Annotated in this window: 22 protein-coding genes; 15 read left to right on the top strand and 7 right to left on the bottom strand. The window is 35.8% G+C overall.

Features of this window, described 5'->3' with window-relative positions:
* Positions 1-252 precede the first annotated feature (252 nt).
* The 4 genes from BM077_RS07305 (at position 253) to BM077_RS07320 (ending at position 3,034) form a co-directional block, all read left to right on the top strand.
* A complete protein-coding gene (locus tag BM077_RS07305; RefSeq protein ID WP_255361586.1) occupies positions 253-615 on the top strand; it encodes a DUF5665 domain-containing protein in 363 nt (120 codons plus the stop codon).
* 95 nt (positions 616-710) lie between these two features.
* The gene (locus BM077_RS07310) at positions 711-1,556 is read left to right on the top strand and encodes a TraR/DksA C4-type zinc finger protein (RefSeq protein ID WP_255361587.1); all 846 of its coding nucleotides are present in this window, start codon (positions 711-713) and stop codon (positions 1,554-1,556) included.
* A 105-nt stretch (positions 1,557-1,661) separates the two neighbouring features.
* Entirely contained in the window at positions 1,662-2,114 is a 453-nt protein-coding gene (lspA, locus tag BM077_RS07315; protein ID WP_089749059.1) for a signal peptidase II, read from the top strand.
* Positions 2,115-2,116: 2 nt separating this feature from the next.
* On the top strand, positions 2,117-3,034 hold the full coding sequence (locus tag BM077_RS07320) for an RluA family pseudouridine synthase (protein WP_089749061.1): 918 nt from the start codon (positions 2,117-2,119) through the stop codon (positions 3,032-3,034).
* A gap of 105 nt (positions 3,035-3,139) precedes the next feature.
* Here the strand turns inward: BM077_RS07320 and cysK are convergent, their stop codons facing one another.
* The 5 genes from cysK to BM077_RS07345 form a co-directional block, all read right to left on the bottom strand.
* Positions 3,140-4,066, bottom strand: coding sequence for a cysteine synthase A (gene cysK, locus BM077_RS07325; RefSeq protein ID WP_089749063.1), 927 nt, complete (start codon positions 4,064-4,066; stop codon positions 3,140-3,142).
* Between the two features lie 67 nt (positions 4,067-4,133).
* Positions 4,134-5,150: an aliphatic sulfonate ABC transporter substrate-binding protein gene (locus BM077_RS07330; protein ID WP_089749065.1), complete on the bottom strand. Its 1,017-nt coding sequence runs from the start codon at positions 5,148-5,150 to the stop codon at positions 4,134-4,136.
* Between the two features lie 349 nt (positions 5,151-5,499).
* A complete protein-coding gene (locus tag BM077_RS07335) occupies positions 5,500-6,249 on the bottom strand; it encodes an ABC transporter permease (RefSeq protein WP_089749068.1) in 750 nt (249 codons plus the stop codon).
* Entirely contained in the window at positions 6,182-7,021 is an 840-nt protein-coding gene (locus BM077_RS07340) for an ABC transporter ATP-binding protein (RefSeq protein WP_090095200.1), read from the bottom strand. Before BM077_RS07340 ends, BM077_RS07335 begins: the two co-directional genes overlap by 68 nt.
* A gap of 254 nt (positions 7,022-7,275) precedes the next feature.
* Positions 7,276-7,479 carry a ferredoxin gene (locus BM077_RS07345; protein ID WP_089749072.1) on the bottom strand — a complete coding sequence of 68 codons (204 nt, stop codon included), beginning with the start codon at positions 7,477-7,479 and terminating at the stop codon, positions 7,276-7,278.
* 404 nt (positions 7,480-7,883) lie between these two features.
* On the opposite strand from BM077_RS07345, the gene pyrR reads away from it, so the two are divergent.
* The 11 genes from pyrR to BM077_RS07400 all read left to right on the top strand — a co-directional run bounded on the left by pyrR (position 7,884) and on the right by BM077_RS07400 (position 21,710).
* Entirely contained in the window at positions 7,884-8,438 is a 555-nt protein-coding gene (gene pyrR / locus BM077_RS07350) for a bifunctional pyr operon transcriptional regulator/uracil phosphoribosyltransferase PyrR (RefSeq protein ID WP_089749074.1), read from the top strand.
* 176 nt (positions 8,439-8,614) lie between these two features.
* Positions 8,615-9,895 (top strand): uracil-xanthine permease family protein, encoded by a 1,281-nt coding sequence (locus BM077_RS07355; protein WP_089749076.1) that lies wholly within the window; start codon positions 8,615-8,617, stop codon positions 9,893-9,895.
* A 182-nt stretch (positions 9,896-10,077) separates the two neighbouring features.
* On the top strand, positions 10,078-11,019 hold the full coding sequence (locus tag BM077_RS07360; RefSeq protein ID WP_089749101.1) for an aspartate carbamoyltransferase catalytic subunit: 942 nt from the start codon (positions 10,078-10,080) through the stop codon (positions 11,017-11,019).
* Positions 11,000-12,289 (top strand): dihydroorotase, encoded by a 1,290-nt coding sequence (locus BM077_RS07365; RefSeq protein WP_089749077.1) that lies wholly within the window; start codon positions 11,000-11,002, stop codon positions 12,287-12,289. The genes BM077_RS07360 and BM077_RS07365 overlap by 20 nt, the downstream gene beginning before the upstream one ends.
* A gap of 13 nt (positions 12,290-12,302) precedes the next feature.
* A complete protein-coding gene (gene pyrF / locus BM077_RS07370) occupies positions 12,303-13,271 on the top strand; it encodes an orotidine-5'-phosphate decarboxylase (RefSeq protein ID WP_089749079.1) in 969 nt (322 codons plus the stop codon).
* A gap of 58 nt (positions 13,272-13,329) precedes the next feature.
* Positions 13,330-14,427 (top strand): glutamine-hydrolyzing carbamoyl-phosphate synthase small subunit, encoded by a 1,098-nt coding sequence (gene carA, locus BM077_RS07375; RefSeq protein ID WP_089749080.1) that lies wholly within the window; start codon positions 13,330-13,332, stop codon positions 14,425-14,427.
* A gap of 25 nt (positions 14,428-14,452) precedes the next feature.
* Complete coding sequence (gene carB, locus BM077_RS07380) at positions 14,453-17,668, top strand: carbamoyl-phosphate synthase large subunit (protein ID WP_090095202.1); 3,216 nt, start codon at positions 14,453-14,455, stop codon at positions 17,666-17,668.
* 96 nt (positions 17,669-17,764) lie between these two features.
* Positions 17,765-18,562: a dihydroorotate dehydrogenase electron transfer subunit gene (locus BM077_RS07385; protein ID WP_089749084.1), complete on the top strand. Its 798-nt coding sequence runs from the start codon at positions 17,765-17,767 to the stop codon at positions 18,560-18,562.
* The gene (locus tag BM077_RS07390) at positions 18,555-19,472 is read left to right on the top strand and encodes a dihydroorotate dehydrogenase (RefSeq protein ID WP_089749086.1); all 918 of its coding nucleotides are present in this window, start codon (positions 18,555-18,557) and stop codon (positions 19,470-19,472) included. The genes BM077_RS07385 and BM077_RS07390 overlap by 8 nt, the downstream gene beginning before the upstream one ends.
* 307 nt (positions 19,473-19,779) lie before the next feature.
* Positions 19,780-20,352, top strand: a complete 573-nt coding sequence (pyrE, locus tag BM077_RS07395; RefSeq protein WP_089749088.1) for an orotate phosphoribosyltransferase — start codon at positions 19,780-19,782, stop codon at positions 20,350-20,352.
* Between the two features lie 158 nt (positions 20,353-20,510).
* Entirely contained in the window at positions 20,511-21,710 is a 1,200-nt protein-coding gene (locus BM077_RS07400; protein ID WP_089749090.1) for a PAS domain-containing sensor histidine kinase, read from the top strand.
* 98 nt (positions 21,711-21,808) lie between these two features.
* Here the strand turns inward: BM077_RS07400 and BM077_RS07405 are convergent, their stop codons facing one another.
* Together BM077_RS07405 and BM077_RS07410 are read right to left on the bottom strand one after the other, a co-directional pair.
* Positions 21,809-22,186: an EamA family transporter gene (locus BM077_RS07405; RefSeq protein WP_089749092.1), complete on the bottom strand. Its 378-nt coding sequence runs from the start codon at positions 22,184-22,186 to the stop codon at positions 21,809-21,811.
* A gap of 32 nt (positions 22,187-22,218) precedes the next feature.
* Positions 22,219-22,633: IS3 family transposase (locus BM077_RS07410; RefSeq protein WP_143078999.1), on the bottom strand; the 415-nt coding region annotated here is incomplete at its 5' end.

Here is a 22,633-nt window from a genome sequence, read left to right on the forward strand (position 1 = left end):
ATTACAATCAAGACCGTTAAAGACAGTTTGACACAGATTATCACAGACTAAAGACAAATAAATAATAATTAAAATTTGGCAATAATAGAATATAGATTGATATTGTTATGTTGTGGATTTAGTATTTATTAGTTTTTTTAAAGTCTGGTGGCTAGTCTCGTGTAAGTCTCGTGTCAAAAAGGCTTTTTAAAGATAATTGTCAACTGTAAATTGTCAATTGAACTTTAAATTACTGAAGGGAGGAGGAATTTATTGAATAAAGAGCATGATGATAATGAAGAGAAAGAAGAGATTGATTTAGATAAATTAAAAGATTTGGATGAAGAAGATATAGATCAAGAGACATTAGTTGCTATTAAAAAGACATTAATGAAGTTAGTTGAAGATTTCCATAAGTTTGGTGTTGCTGAATATATTGAGATAGTTCGCTCACCAAAGAGAATGATTTACATTAATTTTTTAGCTGGCTTAGCTCGGGGGTTTGGCGCAGTTATTGGGGCGACTTTATTAGGAGCGGTCTTTTTATCAATTTTATTTAGGGTAGCTGATTTGAATCTTCCGTTAATTGGAGAGTATATTGCTCGTTTAGTTAAAATAGTTAAGCAGAATTTATAATGTGTAACTTGTAATGCATAAATCATAATTAACTGCAAAAACTATTAAAGAAAACTAATCCAATGTAGTAGAAGATGAAATTAGGAGGCGAGTAAATGATGAGCTATCATAATGATGATTACTATAAGCAGAAGTTATTAGAAGAAAAAGAGAGACTTATAGGACAGATTAAAAATTTAGAAGATAAGAACTATACTGGCTTGGATCATAGTCTTAGAGAATCGACTAGTGAGCTTTCAAATTATGATAACCATCCGGCTGACCAGGCACTTAATACGTATGAGAGAGAGAAGGATTTAGGATTGCGGGATAATGAGTATCAACTACTTAAGCAAGTAGATGATGCTTTGGAACAATTAGAAGAAGGGAATTATGGAGTTTGTGAATATTGTCAAAAGAAGATTGACCCAGAAAGATTAGAGGCAGTACCTTATACCACTTACTGTCGTGACTGTAGAGAAGCTCATGATTTGACTGCTAATACTACTGATCGTCCGATAGAAGAAGATACATTGGCTCCTTATGGACGAGCTTTTAAAGATGATACTGACAATGTTGGCTTTGATGCCGAGGATAGTTGGCAGGCTGTTGCTCAATATGGAACATCTAATACTCCTTCGGATGTTGCTGATGCTGTTGAACAGGCTGATGCTTATATAGATGCTGCTGAACCAATAGGTATTGTTGGTTGGGAGGATAGAATTACAGACCAAGGCTTTACAACTGGAGATGAAGAGTTTGGTGATGAAAATATTTTAAATTGGCAGCCCACTACTGGTGCTGAAGAGCTAGAAGATATACAAGCATTAGATGAGTTAGAGGATTTAAGGTCAATGGAAGAATTCGAAAAATTGGAAGAAGAAATGGCTGAGGTAACTGAAGATGAATTTAAAGAAGAGATGAGGCAAGGGGCTGACTTTGAAGAAAAGTTTGAAGAATAGAAAGTTGCTTGAACAAGAGAGGCTAACTCTCTTGTTTTTTTTATCCAGTTATGCTAAAATTAAAGTGCATTTAAGAGATGTCTAAATAGGATGGAGGAAGTAAGAATGGTTGTTTTAATTACGGCGCTATTAATCTTAGTTTTAGATCAAGTAACAAAATTAACAGTGGTTAAACATTTTTATTTAGGTGAGTCTTTACCAATTATTGATAATATTTTTCATTTAACCTATGTAAGAAATTTTGGAGCGGCATTCGGTATTTTAAATAATCAACGTCTATTCTTTATAATTACTACTAGTTTGGTTATTATTATTTTATTAGCACTTTACTATAAAGCCAAGGATGCTGGATTAATAATCAAAATTGCTTTAGGGTTAGGCTTAGGTGGAGCTATCGGTAACTTAATAGATAGAGTGCGACTAGGTTATGTAATTGACTTTTTAGATTTTAGGATTTGGCCGGTATTTAATATTGCCGATTCAGCAATAGTAGTTGGAGTTGGAATCTTTTTTTATTGGGCAATTATCTTAGATGGATTAGATGAAATGGAGGAATAATTATGGCAGAGGAAATGAATTTTATAATTAATGATGATGATGTGCAGCAGCGATTAGATAAATTTTTAGCTGGAGAAGTTGAAGATATATCACGAACTTATGTGCAAGAATTAATAGATCAAGAAGAGGTAACGGTTAATGGAAGTGGCACAAAGAGTAGTTATCGGCTACAATTAGGAGATGAAGTTGAGTTAAATATTCCTGAACCTGAAAAGACAGAATTAGAGCCAGAAGAAATTCCTTTAAATATTATTTATGAGGACGAGGATATAGTAGTAATTAATAAACAGGCTGATTTAGTAGTACATCCGGCTCCAGGACATGAAAGTGGAACTTTAGTTAATGCTTTGTTATATCATTGTAATAATCTTTCAGGAATTAGTGGTGAAGTTAGACCGGGAATCGTACATAGATTAGATAAAGATACTACGGGGGTGATGGTAGTAGCTAAGAATAATCAAGCACATCTGAATTTATCTCAGCAATTTAAAGATCGTGAAACTGAAAAAAGATACCTTACTTTGGTAGAAGGGAATATTAAGCATAATAAAGGTAAGATAGATGCAGCAATTGGTCGTGATCCAAAGGATCGTAAAAAGATGGCGGTAACAAGTAGTAATAGTAAGAAGGCAGTGACAAGATTTGAAATATTAGAGCGTTTTGGCGATTATACCTGGGTAGAAGTTAAGCTTGAAACTGGACGAACTCATCAAATTAGAGTGCATATGAGTTATTTAGGGAATCCGATAGTTGGTGATGAGACCTATGGTTATAGGAATAGTAATTTAGGTGCTAAACGGCAATTATTACATGCTTATCGTTTAGGATTTGAGCATCCAACTAAGAATGAGTGGATGGAGTTTGAAGCAGAATTACCGCAAGATATGCAGGGAATATTAGAAAGTTTGAGGAATACATAATTATGCTTAAGTATGTGGCAGAGTATTAGACCAGATACTGAGATAAGTTATAGTTATGAAGTGAAGTAGAATGTATAAAGGAAGTGCATATGCACTTCCTTTATTTTATGAGTTATTTTTAAATACTCCTGTACTTAAATATCGTTCTCCTGTATCGGGGGCCATAGCTAAAATATTCTTCCCAGCTCCTACTTCTTTGGCAGCCTGTAAGGCAGTATGAATAGCAGCGCCAGCAGAAGGACCGATTAAGATTCCTTCTTGAATGGCTAACTGGCGAGCAGTTTCTAAGGCATTTTCATCAACAATTCTATAAATTCTATCATAAATATTTGTATTTAAAGTATCTGGAATAAAACCGGGACCAGTACCAGGAATCTGGTGAGATCCAGCTTCACCTCCGGAAATTACTGGAGAATTTTCTGATTCAACGATATATATTTTAAGGTTAGGCAATTCGTGCTTTAGAACTTCACCAGTACCGCTGACAGTACCACCCGTACCAGCAGTGCTGACAAATATATCTAGATTATCATCAAATATCTCTAAAATTTCTTTTGCAGTAGTGTGGCGGTGAGCATCAGGATTAGCTAGATTTTGAAACTGATTAGGCATGAAGCTATTATCAATTTCTTTTAATAATTCTTCAGCCTTATTAACTGCACCGCTCATACCTTCGTCGGCAGAAGTTAAGACTACATCAGCACCATAAGCTTTCATTAATTTAATTCGTTCTTCGGAAGCATCTTCGGGCATAACTAAAATAGCAGGATAACCTTTAACAGCTGCGACCATGGCTAGACCGATACCGGTATTACCGCTAGTAGGTTCGATAATGGTTCCGTTGGACTTGAGAGTACCATTTTTTTCAGCAACTTCTATCATATTAAGAGCTGGGCGTGCTTTAACACTTCTTGTGGGATTGAAAGATTCTAATTTAACATATACGTTTGCTGCATTAGGAGGAACGATATGATTAAGCTTAACAATTGGAGTATTACCAATTAGATCTACAATATTATTAGAAATTTTCATTGTGCTAACCTCCGTATAAAGAATAAGTCACTATACCTAAAGCTTAGATATAGTGACTATTTTAGTCTTAATTTTTGATCTGTTTTAGAAATGTGGTATCGACTAAACCAGTTAAATCTGTATCTCCTTGAATCACACCTAACTCACCAGAAATATCAGCTAATTCTTGAATTATTTTTGGATCAACTTGTGAAGTGAACTTAGTACGAGTTAAGGCTCTATCTAAAATATCAAGTGCTATCTTTTGTCTAGTAATTCTTTTAATCTCTTTTTGAATTAACTTCAGACTTTTATCCTTATTGTTAGTAATAAATTCAATACTCTTTTCATTAGCCTTTAAGAATTGCTTAACTAATTCTGGATGTTTTTTAGTAAAATTACTTGTAGTAACAACAACGGTAGCCGGCATTCTTCCTTCCCAAGGCATTTCATTCCAATCAACTAAGACTTTAGCACCAATCTTCTTTTCCATAACTGCAGCCCAAGGCTCAGAAACGGCAGCGGCATCAATTTGATCTTGTTTAAATAATCCCATCATTGTGGCTGGTTTTTGCATGATCTGTTCTATAGTTCCACCGCGTCTTTCCATTTTGAGGTTGTTGTTCCATAATAATTTCCTTAAAACTAAGTCATGACTACATGCTAGCCCAGGGGTAGCAATACGTTTATTAGCTAAGTCTTTTGGATTTTTAATATTACTATCTCCAGCTCCAACAATTACATTACCACCAATACTAGCACTAGCTAAAAGTTTAACTTTTGCGCCTTGTAAGAAGCGGTTTAGAACCGGACCAGGTCCTGCATAACCAATATCAATTTGGTCTGTAGCTAAAGCATCCATAAGTAAAGAGCCTTTAGGGAAAGTCTTAACATTAACTTTAACATTATTGCCAAATTCTTCAGCAAAGAAACCTTTAGTCTTACCAATAATACCTGGAGCATGAGTTAAATTAGGAAAATAACCGATAGTAATCTCTTTAACTTCTCCGCTAGTTTGCTTGCTGCCATTTCCCCCACAGCCAGCTAAAATTAAAGTACCTATTAATAAAATTGAGATAAGTAAAATTTTCTTATTAATCTTCATAAATATCACTCCTATTTATAAATATTCTTAAAAATTATTTGACACAAGACTTACACTAGACTATACACAAGACTTTTTATTATCAACACTTAGTGTCAGTAAAGTTCAGTAGAAAACTATCATACTAAAAGTAGTAATCATCATAAACTTATGACCAGTCTTGTCTTGTAGACTGGGCAATAGTTCAGTAGAAAACTATCATACTAAAAGCAACAGAGTATTTTAAGGTCTTAATTGTAATCTGTTAACTATTAGTCTGTGCCTTCCTTGTCTGTGTTAGTCTGTGTCTAATTATTTAAGCTTTTAAAGCTTTTTAATTGTCAATTGTAAATTATCAATTGTCAACTAATCACAACCCCCAGCGTTCTAAAACTTTGTTTTCGATAATCTTAAATAATAGGTTGTCAGTTAATGTACCAAGTACAGCAATAATGATCATTACAGAGATGACCATACTCATATTACCCATCTCTCGACCCCACATTAAGATTTGTCCAAGGCCTCTACCGCTACCTAAGAGTTCACCGGCCATTAATGCTCGCCAGGAGAATGCCCAAGAAAGCCTCATGCCTGTAATTAAGTGGGGGATAGCAGCAGGAAGAGTTACGCGAAAAAATAATTGATGTCCTTTGACTCCCATAGTTTTTGCGGCTTTAATTAATAGTGGGTCTACATTCTTAATTCCGGCAGCAGAGTTAATAACCATATTCCAGGTACCTCCTAAGACTACCACAAAGATTATTGCTGCTTCACCCATATTAAACCAGAGGATAGCTAACGGAAGCCATACTATAGATGGTACACTTTGTAATGCTAAGATAAGTGCTCCTAATGTTTCATCGATAGTTTTAAAAGAAGCAATTAAAAGCCCTAGAATAGTACCGATAATTACGGCAATGCTATAGCCAATTAATAATCTTTTAAAACTATACCCTAACGATATTAAGAAGGAGCCATCAATAAATCCATTGTAAAGGGTAGTTCCTACTTCAATTGGAGAAGGGAAAAGGATTGGTGGCCAGATTTGTAATTTATATATTACTTCCCAGATCGCGATCAGGATCCCAAGGAAGAGGGTTCTCTTCAAAGTTGTATTCATCGCCGATTTCCTCCTTCATTACTTTTTCTATTTCTTCTTTAAGTACATCTAAAATTTTATCTTCTAGATGTAGTAAATAACTGTTATTTGTCTTTCTTGGTCGTGCTGCTTTAACTTCAAAGATTTCTTTGACTTTGCATGGTTGGGTGCCAAAGACAATTATTCTATCGGATAAATGTACTGCTTCGCGAATGTTATGTGTAACGAAGATGATGGTCTTTTTTGTTTCTAACCAAATCTTTTGTAATTCATACTGTAACATCATTCTTGTTTGTTCATCTAAAGCACCGAAAGGTTCATCCATTAAAAGAATCTTAGGATTCATGGCTAATGCTCGGGCAATTGCTACTCTTTGTTTCATTCCTCCGGATAATTGATGAGGATAGGAGTCAATAAATTTAGTAAGATGAACTTTCTTTATGTACTTTAAAGTCCTTTCTTCGGCTTCTTTTGAAGTGAGCTCTTTATCTTTAAGTCCAAATTTAACGTTATCTAAGATTGTTAACCAAGGGAAGAGGGCGGAGTCTTGGAAGACTACTCCTCGCTGAGAATCTGGTTCTGTTACTGGTTCATCTTCAACTAATACTTGACCAGAAGTAGAGTCTTCTAAACCAGCAATTATATTAAGCATAGTTGATTTACCACAACCAGATGGACCTAAGAGGGAGACAAATTCTCCTTCTTTAATTTCAAGATTTATATCTTCGAGTACTTTCAGTTTTGAACCATCTTTCTGTTCAAAACTTTTATGAATTTGCTCAATTTTTAGCATATATAGAACCTCCATTTCGTCAAAACTATTTGTTAGATTTTAGTATTAGGCTTAATGTCGGGTATTCTGATAGGAATTAATGTTATTGTTGCATTAATTATATATGTTATATCCGAGTATGTCAATAGGAAATTGTGATTTTGTTATTATGAGTGGTCAAATAAAGTTCTCTTTATATCGTAATTGTAAAATTCACTATACAAAATAATAAAGACTAGAACCCTGCAAATACAGAGTTCTAGTCTAGTTAAAACCTAAGCATCAACAATTGCGTCAGTAGGGCAGCCTTCTTGTGCCTCGATAGCATCACCTTCGACTTTCTCTGGGACAGTATCTACTATTGCTGTTGCTTTTTCATTATCATCCCACTCGAATACTGAAGGACAAGTTTCGATACATAGACCACAACTGATACATGCTTCTGGGTCTACTTTTAAAGCTAAATCTCCTTTTGGCATCTTTAATCACTCCCTTTATTATTTAGTAGCAACTTATTTATTAGTATCGACAAATTTTCTAATTTTATCACTGATAATTATGAATAATATTAATTAAAAGAGTAATTTTCAAGTATAATCAGTTAAATTATGAAATTCGCTTATTTAAATAATAATAAGCAAAATTTTAATTAGTAAAGCAAGAATAGTCTGAATCTTTAATTTGATGTTGACAATCAAGTTAAGGTGTGTTAGACTTTATATGAATAAAAAAAGTATAGTTAAAAAATGTAAATAAAGTCCTTTTAAATTAGTCCTGTGAGGCTGGTAAGGGGAATTAATAGATTTGAACTATTACCTTCTTACTCTTGCTCAGGGTGAGAAGTTTTTTTATGTCTAATTTTGTTTAACTAGGAGGAGTTAGGTTGCTAAAATACAAAAAGGATATTTTAGATGAACAGGGAATTCAGCGAGCTTTAACAAGAATTTCTCATGAAATTTTGGAGAAGAATAAAGGTTTAGAAGATTTGGCGATTATTGGAATTAGAACAAGAGGAGTTCCTCTAGCTCAAAGAATTGCTGATAAGATAGCAGAGATTGAGGGAGAGGAAGTACCAGTAGGGATTTTAGATATTACTCTTTATCGTGATGATTTAACTACTGTGGCTCAACAACCAATAGTACATCAAACGGAAATATCCTTTGATATTACTGATAAGAAGATTGTTTTAGTAGACGATGTTTTATATACAGGAAGAACAGTTAGAGCTGCTTTAGATGCTTTAGTTGATTTAGGAAGACCAGAAGTTATTCAGTTAGCGATTTTGGTTGATCGCGGGCATCGAGAGTTGCCGATTAGAGCTGATTATATCGGTAAAAACTTGCCGACTTCTAAACAAGAAGTTATAGAAGTTAAGCTTGAAGAAATAGATGGGGAAGACATGGTTGTACTAAATGAATATATAGATGAAGAAGAATAAAATTTGATAAAGAACTCTTTTAAATTAGTCCTGTGAGGCTAGTAAGGAGTGAGGAATCTTACTTATCTTATTTAGGTAGGATATGTTAGTGAGTAATTAAACCTCCTTATGGCTGCATAGTGGCTATGAGGAGGTTTTTTATATATTTCAACTTTGAATTTAGGAGGCTGATTAAGATGAAAAAAGAGAGTCTAAGAAATGAAACATTATCAACGTCAAGAAAAATGATTTTAGCTGTCCAGCATATGTTTGCTATGTTTGGAGCGACAGTTTTGGTTCCAAATTTGACAGGCTTGAATCCTTCGGTAGCATTATTTACTTCGGCAGTAGGTACACTAATCTTTCATGTAATTACTAAAGGACGTGTTCCGGCTTATTTAGGTTCTTCATTCGCTTTTATTGCCCCGATCATTGCCGCGAAAGAATCTTTTGGTATTGCGGGAGCAATGCTTGGCTGTTTAACAGCAGGTCTAGTTTATGTAATAATGTCAGCTGTAATTAGAACAATCGGTACAGATTTCATCGAAAGGTTTTTGCCACCGGTGGTAGTTGGTCCAGTAATTATGACTATCGGTTTAGGTTTAGCACCAACAGCTAAAGATATGGCTTCGGTTCATTTACCAACGGCTATCTTCACTTTAGCAGTTACAATTGTAATTAGTATTTTTGCTAGAGGATTATTAAAAGTAATTCCAATCTTAATCGGAATTATATCTGGATATATATTTGCTTATTTTGTTGGAATTGTAGATTTGACAGCAGTACAGAATGCAGCTTGGTTTGCACTTCCAAACTTCTCACTACCAAGCATTAGTGAATTTTCAGCTAGTGCACCAGCAATCTTAATTGTAGCACCGATTGCTATCGTAACTATGGTAGAACACTTAGGTGATGTATTAGCACTAAGTAAGACAGTAGATAGAGAGTTCATTGAAGAACCAGGTTTACACCGCACATTATTAGGTGATGGAGTTGCAACAGCATTTGCAGCTTTATTAGGTGGACCTCCAAATACGACTTATGGTGAAAATATCGGGGTTTTAGCGCTTACTAAGGTTCATAACCCGATTGTAATAGAATTAGCAGCAGCTTTCGTCTTCGGAATGAGTTTTATTCAGAAGGTAGGAGCATTAATTAGAACTATTCCAGCAGCAGTAATGGGTGGAATTGTAATCTTACTCTTTGGTATGATCGCTGCGATTGGATTAAGAACTTTAATTGAAAATAAAGTAGATTTAAGTGATAATCGAAATCTAGTCATCGTTTCTACTATCTTAGTAATTGGAATTAGCGGTTTAGCTTTCAATATTCCAGGATTGGGTGTTGAATTAGCAGGTATGGGATTAGCGGCTATCGTTGGAATCTTACTCAATATTGTTCTGCCAGAATCTGAAACGATAGAAGCAGATTCGATTAAAAATGAAAATGTTGAGAGTGCACTTAATTTAGAGCATTAAAAAATTTTTAATCAGTCTCAAAATATAAAATCTAATATGATTCCTTTAAATTAGTCCTGTGAGGCTGATAAGGTTATTCTTGCTAGAGTTAAAGCTCCTTATTGGGTTCCCAGTAAGGAGCTTTTTTATAATAAAAATTTATGATAAGTATAAGGAGGGGTAATAAAATGAGTGATACACAAGTGAGTTTTAAGCATAAGGACCTCTTGAGTTTGAAGAATTTGACTAAAGAAGAGATAAAGCTGATTTTAGACACTGCAGAATCAATGAAAGAGATATTTACTAGAAAGATTAAGAAGGTGCCGACTTTAAGGGGTAAAACAATTATTAACCTTTTTTACGAACCGAGCACAAGAACTAAGTCTTCTTTTGATTTAGCTGGAAAGCGGTTAAGTGCTGACATGATGAGTTTATCGGTTTCGACAAGTAGTGTAGTAAAAGGTGAGAGTTTAGTTGATACGGCTCAGACTTTGGAAGCCATGGGGGCTGATGCAGTAATTATCCGTCATAGTATTCCGGGGTCTCCCCATCTATTAGCAGACACAATAGATGCTTCGGTTTTAAATGCCGGAGATGGAGCTCATGCTCATCCAACACAAGCATTATTAGATATGTATACTATTCGTGAGAAGTGTGGAGAGATAGAAGGAAAGACAGTCTTGATTGTAGGAGATATCAGACATAGTAGAGTAGCAAGGTCAAATATTTGGGCTCTAAATAAATTAGGAGCTAAAGTAAGGGTAGTTGGGCCGCCAACTCTAATTCCACCACAGCTTGAAAAGATGGGAGTAGAAATCTACTATGATCTTCATGAAGCATTAACAGGTGTAGATATAGTTAATATTTTAAGAATACAGTTGGAGAGACAGGAAAGCGGATTTTTACCAAGCTTACGTGAATATACTAAGTTTTATGGAATAGATGAAGAAGTTTTAAAGTTAGCCAATGATGATATAACCGTAATGCATCCGGGACCAATGAATCGCGGAATCGAGATTATGCCGGAGGTTGCTTATGGTGAAGATTCAGTAATAACTGACCAGATACCTAATGGTGTGGCAGTTAGAATGGCATTATTGTACTTATTAACTGGAGGTGAGCGCGTTGAAAAAGCTGCTAATTAAAGGTGGTAAAGTAGTTAGTCCGGCTGATGATTTAAACGAAGAATTAGATCTTTTAGTTGGAGATGGGAAAGTTACAGAGGTTGCTGAGGAGATTGATGCTCCAGAAGCAGAAGTTATTGACGCGACAGATAAGATAGTGACGCCAGGATTAATAGATATGCATGTTCATCTTAGAGAGCCAGGCTTTGAACATAAAGAGGATATTAAAAGTGGAACAGAGAGTGCCGCAGCAGGAGGATTTACTTCTGTAGCTTGCATGCCGAATACTGAACCAGTAGTGGATAATGCTACAGTCGTCAATTATATCAATGATAAAGCTAAAATTAATGCTAAAGTAAATGTCTTTCCAATTGGCAGTATAACTAAAGGTTTGGAAGGAAAAGAACTAGCAGAGATTGGATTTATGAAGGAAGCAGGAATTGTTGCTATTTCTGATGATGGCGAAACGGTAATGAATTCGGAATTAATGAAGCTTGCATTAGAATATGTTAAAGCTTTCGATTTACCAGTAATCAGTCATTGTGAAGATAAGACATTGACTGAAAATGGCGTAGTTCATGAAGGGTATTATTCGACGGTTACTGGGTTAGATGCAATTCCAGCGGCAGCGGAAGATATTATAGTAGCTAGAGATATTAGACTAGCCGAAATGACAGGAACACCGCTTCATATAGCACATGTAAGCACTAAAAGAGCTGTTGAACTAGTTAGGGATGCTAAAGCAAGAGGTGTACAAGTTACTGCTGAAGTTACTCCCCACCACTTTACTTTAACTGATGAAGCGATAACCACTTTTGACACCAACACTAAAGTTAACCCACCATTAAGAAGTTCTGAAGATGTAGCTGTAATTAAAGAAGGCTTAGCTGATGGAACTATCGATGTAATTGCTACTGACCATGCTCCACATGCTTGGGAAGAGAAGGATGTAGAGTATGATTATGCTCCTTTCGGAATTGCTGGCTTAGAAACAGCACTTCCACTAGTAATTACTGAGCTAGTAAAGCCAGAAGTCTTAAGCTTAGAAGAGGCGATTGAGAAGCTAACAGTTAATCCAGCCCAAATCTTAAGTTTAAATAAAGGCAGCTTAACGGTTGGTGAAGATGCTGATATAACAGTTATAGATTTAGACCAAGAATATGAAGTAGATGCTAATAAGTTTTATTCTAAAGGTAAGAATTCACCATTTATCGGTGAAGTGTTGGGAGGACGAGCAGTAGCGACAATTGTTAATGGTAAGTTAGTAATGAAAAATAACGAGATTTTATAAGGAGGAATTAATATTGGCAAACTTCGTTGATAAATTACAAGCAGCGATAGATAAAAAGAAGAGCTTTGTCTGTGTCGGGCTAGATCCGAGATTAAACAGAATTCCTGAACAGATTAAAGATAAGATAGTAGCTGAATATGGACAGACGAAAGAAGCAGTAGGTAAGATATTTCTAGAGTTTAATAAGGGGATTATTGATGCTGTTTGTGAGCATGTTCCAGTAGTGAAGCCGCAGATTGCTTTTTATGAACAGTATGGATATGAGGGCATTAAGGCTTATGAGGAAACTATTAAGTATGCACAACAAAAAGGTTTATTAGTTATCGCGGATACTAAAAGGAATGATATCGGTTCTACGGCTAAAGCTTACGCTGATGGCTATCTAGGAGAAGTTGATTTTTGGGATCAGAGTGAATTAGGATATGGAGCTGACGCCTTAACGGTTAATGGCTATTTAGGAATTGATGGAATTCAACCGTTTGTTGATGCTTGTGATGAATATGGGAAAGGCCTATTTGTCTTAGTAAGAACCTCTAATCCTTCGGCTGGTGATTTGCAAGACTTAGAGAGTGATGGTCAAAAGATATATGAAGTAATGGCAGACTTAGTTAATGATTGGGGTGCTGATGTTAAAGGGAAGAGTGGCTATTCAGCAGTAGGGGCTGTAGTGGGTGCTACTTATCCTGAGGAAGCGAAAGAGTTACGAGAACAGATGAAAGAAGCATACTTTTTAGTGCCAGGTTATGGTGCTCAAGGTGCAGGGGCTGAAGAAGTAGTACCTACCTTTAATGAGGATGGTTATGGCGCTGTCGTTAATTCTGCCCGGGGAATCATCTTTGCGTATGAAAGAGAGCCATGGAAGGATAAGTTTTCTGCTAAAGAGTACCAAGCAGCGTCGCAAGCAGCTGTTGAGGCTATGAAAGACGATATTAATGAAACATTAGCTAAGCATAATAAGTTACCATGGATTAACAAAAACTAATGAGAATAACAAAAATAAAGAATAAAAAATATTAAAGATATATATGGAGGGAGAGCCTATGGAAGCAAAATTAGTATTAGAAGATGGAACAATCTTTACTGGACAGAGTTTTGGTGCTACCTGTGAGACAGGTGGTGAGATAGTATTTAATACTAGTATGACTGGATATCAAGAGATCTTGACCGATGCTTCGTATAAAGGCGAGATAGTAACTATGACTTATCCGCTAATCGGTAATTATGGGATTAATGAGGATGATATAGAATCTTATGCACCTCATGTTAATGGCTTTATTGTTAAGGAGTTCTGTGCTCAACCGAGTAATTGGCGTTCGTTAGATAAGCTAGAGAACTATTTGAAAGAGAATGGAATAGTTGGTATTAGTGATATAGATACAAGAGCTTTAACTAAGAAGTTAAGAATCCATGGAACGATGAAAGGGATTATAACTACGGCAGACCTTAGTGATGAAGAACTAATTAATCAAGCTAAAGCTGCCCCAGGACTTTCTGGTCGAGATTTAGTAAGTAAGGTGACGATTGAAGAGAGTCAACAGTATGAAGGAGAAGGATATAAAGTAGTATTAATGGATTTTGGAGCTAAGAAGAATATTATTAGATCGTTACGAAACGAAGGTTGTGAAGTAGTTGTAGTACCAGCAGATACTTCGGCTGAAGAAGTATTAGTTCATGATCCGGATGGAATTATGTTATCTAATGGACCAGGAGACCCACAGGATGTTCCTTATGCAGTAGAGACAATTAAAGAGCTACTTGGCAAGCGACCAATCTTTGGCATCTGTTTAGGACATCAAATCCTAGGATTAGCTTTAGGCGGAGACACTTATAAGCTAAAGTTTGGTCATCGTGGAGCTAATCATCCCGCACAGGACTTGAGGACTAAAAGGGTTTATATTACATCGCAGAATCATGGTTTTGCTTTAAAAGAGGATTCGTTAGACTTAGACAAAGTAGAGATTACACATAAGAACTTAAATGATGGCACGATAGAGGGTATTCGTCATCGTGAGTTACCGGCTTTTTCCGTACAGTATCACCCAGAGGCTTCGCCGGGGCCGCAGGATTCGAGATATCTATTTAAAGAGTTCATAGAGTTGATTGATGAAACAGATAAAGCATATTTAGAAGCTAAGTAATTATAACAATTAGGGAGGTTAAATTATGCCGAAACGTACAGACTTAGAGAAAGTTATGGTCATTGGTTCAGGACCGATCATTATTGGGCAGGCAGCGGAGTTTGATTATGCAGGGACACAGGCTTGCCGTGCTTTAAAGGATGAAGGAATGGAAGTAGTATTAGTTAATAGTAATCCAGCTACTATTATGACTGATCAAAATATTGCTGATAGAGTCTATATTGAACCTTTAAATGCTGAAGTAGTAGCAGAAATTATTAGAAAAGAGAAGCCAGATGGTTTACTACCTACTTTAGGTGGGCAAACGGGATTAAATATAGCATCGGAGTTAGCTCAAAAGGGATTATTAGATGAGTTAGATATAGAATTATTAGGAACTCCTTTAGAGACTATCGAAAAAGCTGAAGATAGAGATAAGTTTATCGAGATGTTACATGAGATAGGAGAACCGGTATTAGAGAGTAAGATAGCCGGAAGTATAGCAGAAGCAAAAGAGATAGCTGAGGAGATTGGTTATCCAATTATTGTTAGACCTGCTTATACGCTAGGTGGTACTGGAGGAGGAGTTGCTGAAACACCACAGGAATTAGATGAAGTTGCATCGCGAGGATTAAAGCATAGTCTAATTGATGAGGTGTTGATCGAAAAGAGTATTGCTGGCTGGAAAGAGATTGAGTATGAAGTAATGAGAGATGGAGATGATAACTGTATTACGGTCTGTAATATGGAGAATTTTGACCCAGTAGGAATTCATACTGGAGATAGTATAGTAGTAGCACCGAGTCAGACGCTTTCTGATAAAGAATATCAGATGCTAAGAACTTCATCTTTAAAGATAATTAGAGCCTTGGGAATAGAAGGCGGTTGTAATGTACAGATTGCTCTTGATCCAGATAGTTTCCAATATTATATTATTGAGGTTAATCCGCGAGTTAGTCGTTCTAGTGCTCTAGCTTCGAAGGCAACCGGTTATCCGATTGCTAAGGTGTCGACTAAGATTGCCTTGGGAATGAGTTTAGCTGAGATAGAGAATGCGATTACTAAGAAGACATATGCTTGCTTTGAACCAGCATTAGATTATATTGTCTTTAAGATACCACGATGGCCTTTCGATAAGTTCCATTATGCTGACCGAGAATTAGGAACACAGATGAAAGCAACCGGAGAGGTTATGGCTATCGATAGACTCTTTGAATCATCACTTTTGAAAGCGGTTCGTTCCCTAGAGATTGGAGCATATAGCCTTCGTTTACCGGAGAGTGAAGAGTGGACTGAAGAGGAGATAGAGGAGTATTTAGTAGAAGCAGATGATGAAAGGCTCTTTGTAATTGCTGAAGCGTTAAGAAGAGTTTGGTCGATTGATAGGATTCATGAAATTACACAAGTAGATGAATTCTTCTTATGGAAGATGCAGAATCTAATCGATTATGAAGTGAAGATTAAAGAAGCTGAGGAGTTAGATGTAGTGTTTTTAAAGAAAGTAAAAGAGTTAGGTTTCTCGGATAAAGATATCGCAGCTTTGAGAGGAATTAGTGAAGAGGAAATAAGGAGTATAAGAGAGGAGAGAGAAGTTGAACCGGTTTATAAGATGGTAGATACTTGTGCTGCTGAGTTTGAAGCAGAGACTCCTTACTATTATTCTTCTTATGAAAGAGAGAATGAATCAATAGTAACGCCGAAGAAGAAGGCGATGGTAATCGGCTCGGGGCCGATAAGAATCGGACAAGGGATTGAGTTTGATTATTGTAGTGTTCATTCGGCTTGGACATTACAGGAAGAAGGATATGAATCGATCGTTGTTAATAATAATCCAGAGACGGTAAGTACAGACTTTGATACTTCGGATAGATTATATTTTGAACCATTAACTAAAGAGGATGTATTAAACATAATTGAACATGAAAAGCCGGAAGGGGTAGTTGTACAGTTTGGTGGACAGACAGCAGTAAACTTAGCTAAACCATTAGCAGACGCAGGCGTAGAAATCTTAGGGACATCGGTAAAAGCTATAGATATTGCTGAAGATAGAGATAAATTTATGAATCTACTAGATGAGTTAGATATTCCAACCCCGACAGGAAAGACGGTATTTTCTGTGGAAGATGCTAAGGATGTAGCTGCGGGGATAGGTTATCCGGTCTTAGTACGACCATCGTATGTATTAGGTGGTAGAGCGATGGAAGTCGTTTATAAAGAAGAAGAATTATTAGAATATATGGAGAATGCAGTGAAGGCATCATCAGAGCACCCGATCTTAATAGATAAATATATTATCGGGAAAGAGATAGAGGTAGATGCTATTTCTGATGGTGAAAACGTCTTAATTCCAGGAGTAATGGAGCATATTGAACGAGCAGGAGTTCATTCGGGAGATAGTATAGCGGTCTATCCGGAGCAGTCATTAAGCTCTACAGAGAAAGATAAGGTGATCGAGTATACAACGAAGTTAGGTAGAGCCTTAAATGTACAAGGATTAGTTAATATTCAGTATGTTGTTTATGAAGGAGAGGTCTATGTAATCGAGGTAAACCCAAGATCTAGTCGAACGATTCCTTACTTAAGTAAGGTAACGGGAGTGCCGATGGTGCAGCTTGCTACGCAAGCAATGCTAGGGAAGAAGTTACCAGATTTAGGATATGAAAGCGGCTTATGGCCTGAGCCAGACCATGTAGCAGTAAAAGCTCCAGTCTTCTCTTTCTCTAAATTGATGAAAGTGGATACTTCCTTAGGCCCCGAGATGAAGTCAACAGGAGAGGTTTTAGGGGTAGATTATGATTATGCGAAGGCGCTCTATAAAGCCTTTGTTGCAGCAGATATTGATATTCCAGAAGACGGTAGAATTTTAGCAACGATTGCTGATAAGGATAAAGAGGAAGCGATCTCTTTAATCAAGAGGTTTGCCGAGTTAGGATTTAATATCATCGCGACTAAAGGAACAGCTAAGAAGTTACAGGAAGCTGGCATAGAAGCAGAAGCGGTTAATAAGATTTCCGAAGGTTCACCACATGTTGTGGATTTAATTAGGGAAGATAAGATAGACTTAGTAGTTAATACTTTAACTAAAGGTAAGGAACCAGAAAGAGATGGGTTTAAGATTAGAAGAAATGCTGTAGAACATGGAATTCCATGTTTAACTTCGCTAGACACTACGGAAGCTATCTTACATGTTCTAGAAGAGATTAAGGATGAAGGTAAGAATAAGTTTAGTTATCTAGCGTTACAAGATTATATGGGGGAATAATAGTTGACAATGAAGCCCAATAAAAAGCTTCCGGATTAGAAGTAGAGTCTATTGTCAAATAAGTTTGTCATTAATATTAAAATCGAGGTGAAATATATGCCCGTTCAGATGAAAGGAAAGATTTTAGCTAATAAGAAGATAAATGCGACTGATTATAAGTTGGTACTTTCGGTACCGGAGATTGTTGAGGAGACTAACCCCGGTCAGTTCCTGCATGTTAAATGCGGGACTGGCTTGGAGCCATTGCTTAGACGGCCATTAAGTGTTCATCGTTATAATGATGAAACTGGTGAGTTAGTTATTCTTTATCGAGTATTTGGAAAAGGAACTGAGATTTTAGCTAAGAGACAGAGTGGTGAAGAGATAGATGTAATGGGGCCAATAGGAAATGGTTTCGATTTAAATAATCTTAAAGAAAAGATAATGGTGCTCGGTGGTGGTATAGGGGCTGCTCCTTTAATGGCGTTAATCGATGAGTTAGTAGGTTTAGAGAAAGAAGTGACAGTTTTAATTGGTGCTAATCAGAAGGAAGAGCTTTTCTGTCAATCTAGGTTAGAAGAGTTACCGGTTAATTTAAAAGTAGCTACTACTGATGGTAGTTATGGCTATCCTGGTTATGTGACAGGATTATTGGCTGAAGAGTTAGAAACTAGCGATTATGATCAGATTTTTGCTTGTGGACCAACACCGATGTTAATAGCAATGGAACCGATTATTGCTGATAAAGATATAGAAGTACAGTTATCACTAGAAGAACGAATGGGTTGTGGAACTGGAGCTTGCTTATCTTGTGTTTGTAAGGTTAAGGTTGAAAATGAAGAAGGTTTTGAATATAAGAAGGTATGTACTGACGGACCAGTCTTTAAAGCTGATGAGGTGATACTAAATGGATAATATTAATTTAAATGTAGAATTAAATGGATTAGAATTACAAAATCCGATTATGACTGCCTCAGGGACTTTTGGTTTTGGCGAAGAATATAAAGACTATGTAGATTTAAATCGCTTAGGTGGGGTGATGGTTAAGGGAACTACTATTAAGCCCAAGGCTGGAAATCCTACCCCGCGAATTGCTGAAACTCCAGGGGGAGTATTGAATGCTATTGGGTTACAGAATCCAGGCGTAGACCACTTTATTAACGTTATTTTACCTAAGATTCGTGATTACAACTTTAAAACAATTGTAAATATTTCTGGCAATACTGCCGAAGAGTATAAAGAGTTGACAACGAAGTTAAATGAAGCCGAAGGAGTAGCTGCCTTAGAGGTAAATATATCTTGTCCTAATGTAAAGAAAGGCGGTTTAGCCTTTGGTACGGAGCCTAAAATGGCAGCTAGTGTTGTTGAAGCAGTAAAAGAGAATACAGATTTACCAATAATCACCAAGTTATCGCCAAATGTTACAGATATAACAGAGATAGCAGAGGCTGTAGAAGAAGCGGGAACAGATATTATCTCTTTAATCAATACTTTAATTGGGATGAAGATAGATATTGAGACCCAACAGCCTATTCTAGCTAATACTATTGGTGGCTTATCAGGACCAGCAATTAGACCAGTTGCGGTACGGATGGTCTATCAAGTAGCTCAGTCAGTTGATATACCTTTGATCGGCATGGGTGGTATTATGAATAGTCGTGATGTAATTGAGTTCTTATTAGCAGGAGCCAGCGCAATAGCCGTCGGAACTGCTAACTTTATAAATCCAGGTGTGACTATGGAGATTATAGATGAGCTCGAAGAGTATTTAGTAGAGAATGGTTATGACTCAGTGCAAGAGTTAGTTGGCCTAGGACATAGATAATAGTTGACAGTTAACAGTTGACAGTTGACAGTGAAGCCCAATAAAAAGCTTCCGGATTAGAAGTAGAGTCTATCATAGGCTTGCGACCAGCTTTGAACTTTAAGCTGGGCGAGACAGTGAAGCCCAATAAAAAGCTTTCGGATTAGAAGTAGAGTCTATCATAGGCTGGGCGAGACAGTGAAGTCCAGAAAAATAAAGGTTAAGGCTGAGGTTTTTAATGGTTTTAATTGTTAATTAAACTTTAAACTGAAACAGACACTGACTATTGACACTAATCAGTGTCAAACAATATAGAGGAGTGATAATTATGAATAAGGAGAGAGTAGTTGAAATTTTTAAGAAGACTAATGTATTGCAAGAGGGACATTTCAAGTTAACTTCTGGGAAACATAGTGACCAGTATTTACAGTGTGCGCAAGTGTTACAGTATCCAGAATATACGCAAGAGTTATGTGAAGGTTTAGCGGCAAAGTTTGAAGACAAGGAGATTGATTTAGTAGTTTCTCCGGCTATTGGTGGTATTATTATCTCTTATGCAGTAGGGAAAGCATTAGGTAAGAAAGCAATCTTTGCTGAAAGAGAAGAAGGAGATATGACTTTAAGAAGAGGGTTTGCTATAGAAGAAGGTGCAAAAGTATTAGTAGTAGAGGATGTGACTACTACTGGCGGATCTGTACAGGAAGTAATCGATGTAGTAAAAGAGAACGGTGGAGAAGTAGTAGGTGTTGGTATTTTAGTAGATAGAAGCGGTGGAGAAGTTGACTTTGGAGTACAGAAGGAAGCGTTACTTACTTTAGAGGTAAAGGCTTATGATCCTGATGAATGTCCATTATGTGCAAAGGAAATGCCGATTAATAAACCTGGAAGTAGAGATATATAAGCTAGATTTGATAAAATAAAATAATTCAAGTAAAAAGCAGGGCAAAGATTGTCCTGCTTTTTATATCTTGCAATAGGTCAGGGGGATGTGATATTATAAGGAATGTGGGATAATTTTAATATATATGTATTAATTGTAAAAACAAAGGGGTTAAGAAAATGAGTTTAAGACAATTATTGAAGGATAGGCTTGCGAAGGAAGGGGTAGACCTTGAAGAAAATTGGCTAGATATAATGAACAATTTACATGATATTATAATCTATCAAGATTTAAACGATAAGATTCTTTGGGCTAATGAGATGGCATTAAAAGAGTTTAGTAAATTTTCTGATAGAGTAATAGGAGAATACTGTTATAAAGTAGTCCATGACCGTAGTCAACCGTGTGAAAAATGTATAGTAGCTAGAGCTAAAGAGACAGGAGAGATCGAAGAAGGGGAAATTACAAGTCCCAATGGAAATTTATACTTCGTTCGAGCATATCCGGTTAAAGATAAGAATAGCAAAGTAATAGGAATTATTAGGATTTCTTTAAATATAACTGAGCGCAAAGTATTAAAAGAACAACTTGAACATAATAGATTAAGAACAGAACTCTTTGCTAATTTGTCGCATGAATTTAAGACACCATTAAATTTAATATCTTCTGGATTGCAGTTGTTAGATTTAAAAATTAAGAATAGTGATGATAGCGATAAATATATGAAATATATAAGTATTATTAAACAGAATAATAATAGATTATTGAAGTTAATTAATAATTTAATTGATATTACTAAGATAGATTCTGATTCTTATGGTTTAGAATTACAAAATCATAATATAGTTGAACTTATTAAAAAAATAGTAGATTCAATTAGAGATTATACTGAAGACCAAGGGAAAGAATTACAATTTAATTCTGAAATAGAGGAAAGAGTAATGGCATGTGACCCTTTTAATATGGAAAGAATTATATTGAATTTGCTTTCTAATGCTATAAAATTTACTGACGAAGGAGATAGAATAGAAGTTAATATACGTGAAAATGAGGGGATAATTTTTATATCAGTAAAAGATACTGGGCTTGGTATTCCAAAAGATAAACAGCGGATAATATTTGAACGTTTTGGACAAGCAGATAAGTCTTTTACTAGGAATAGTGAAGGTAGTGGCATCGGATTATCTCTTGTTAAATCACTTGTTGAGATGCATGGAGGTAAAATTGCTCTTGAGAGTGAACATGGTGAGGGTAGTGAGTTTATTGTAGAACTACCAGTTAGAAAGTTAGTAAAAGATGATAGTGAAGGAGAGAAAGAAAGAGTTAAGGATGACTTTTTTAATAAATTAAATATAGAGTTTTCAGATATATATTTTTAATTTGTATTGGATTATTTAAAGGAAGTAAAAATAAAGGTTATAATGAGTATAATGAAGTGGAGCGATAAATTTAGATTAATTAATTTTTGCTTTAATAATTACTTATTAATAAATATCAATCCAATTATACAGAGTAATATTCCTAATATTTTATTAACTCCAAAGCTTTCATTATAAAATAGAACGCCTACAGGAATTAACATAATTGCAAGGGAGACATTTGCTACTAGAGAGCCTACACTTATGTCCCAACCAGCTCTATAGGCAAGTAAATAACCAAATTCAAGTCCAACGATTGCAATGCCAAGAACTACACTAGTCCAATTTAATTCGTTAAATGATTGAAAGAAGCCATTGTTAGTTTGATAAAATTGAGATATAATAATAGTTAGTATTGTTGCTGTTAAGTATGTAATAACGAGTGCCGAAAATGGATTAGCGTTATCTGGTGTTGATTTTTGTGATACGTTATACATAATATTAGAAGCTACTGGATTGTCAACCCTTTTTAGGACACTTTTTTCTCGGACATTAACATTCTATATTCTACAGGGGTAAGATAATCTAGTGACCCATGTATTCTATGATTGTTATACCAATTTACATAATCAAATAGTTGATATTCTAATTCCTCAAAACTACTAAAAATCTTATTAAAGGCAAACTCTGTTTTAACTACTTTAAAAGCAGCTTCTGCAACAGCATTGTCATAGGGGCAACCTTTCTTACTCAAAGAACGATTAATATTAAATGCGTTTAATAGCTGGTCTATAGCTTTATTTTTGAATTCATTACCTCTATCAGTATGTAAAATGTTAATTTCATTAAGTGGTCTCCTAATACTTAAGAAAGCTTTAGTAACAAGCGATGCAGTCTTATTTTTACCAGCAGCATAGCCAATGACTTCACGATTAAATAGGTCT

The sequence above is a fragment of the Candidatus Frackibacter sp. WG13 genome, assembly GCF_900114655.1.
GTDB lineage: Bacteria > Bacillota > Halanaerobiia > Halobacteroidales > Acetohalobiaceae > Frackibacter.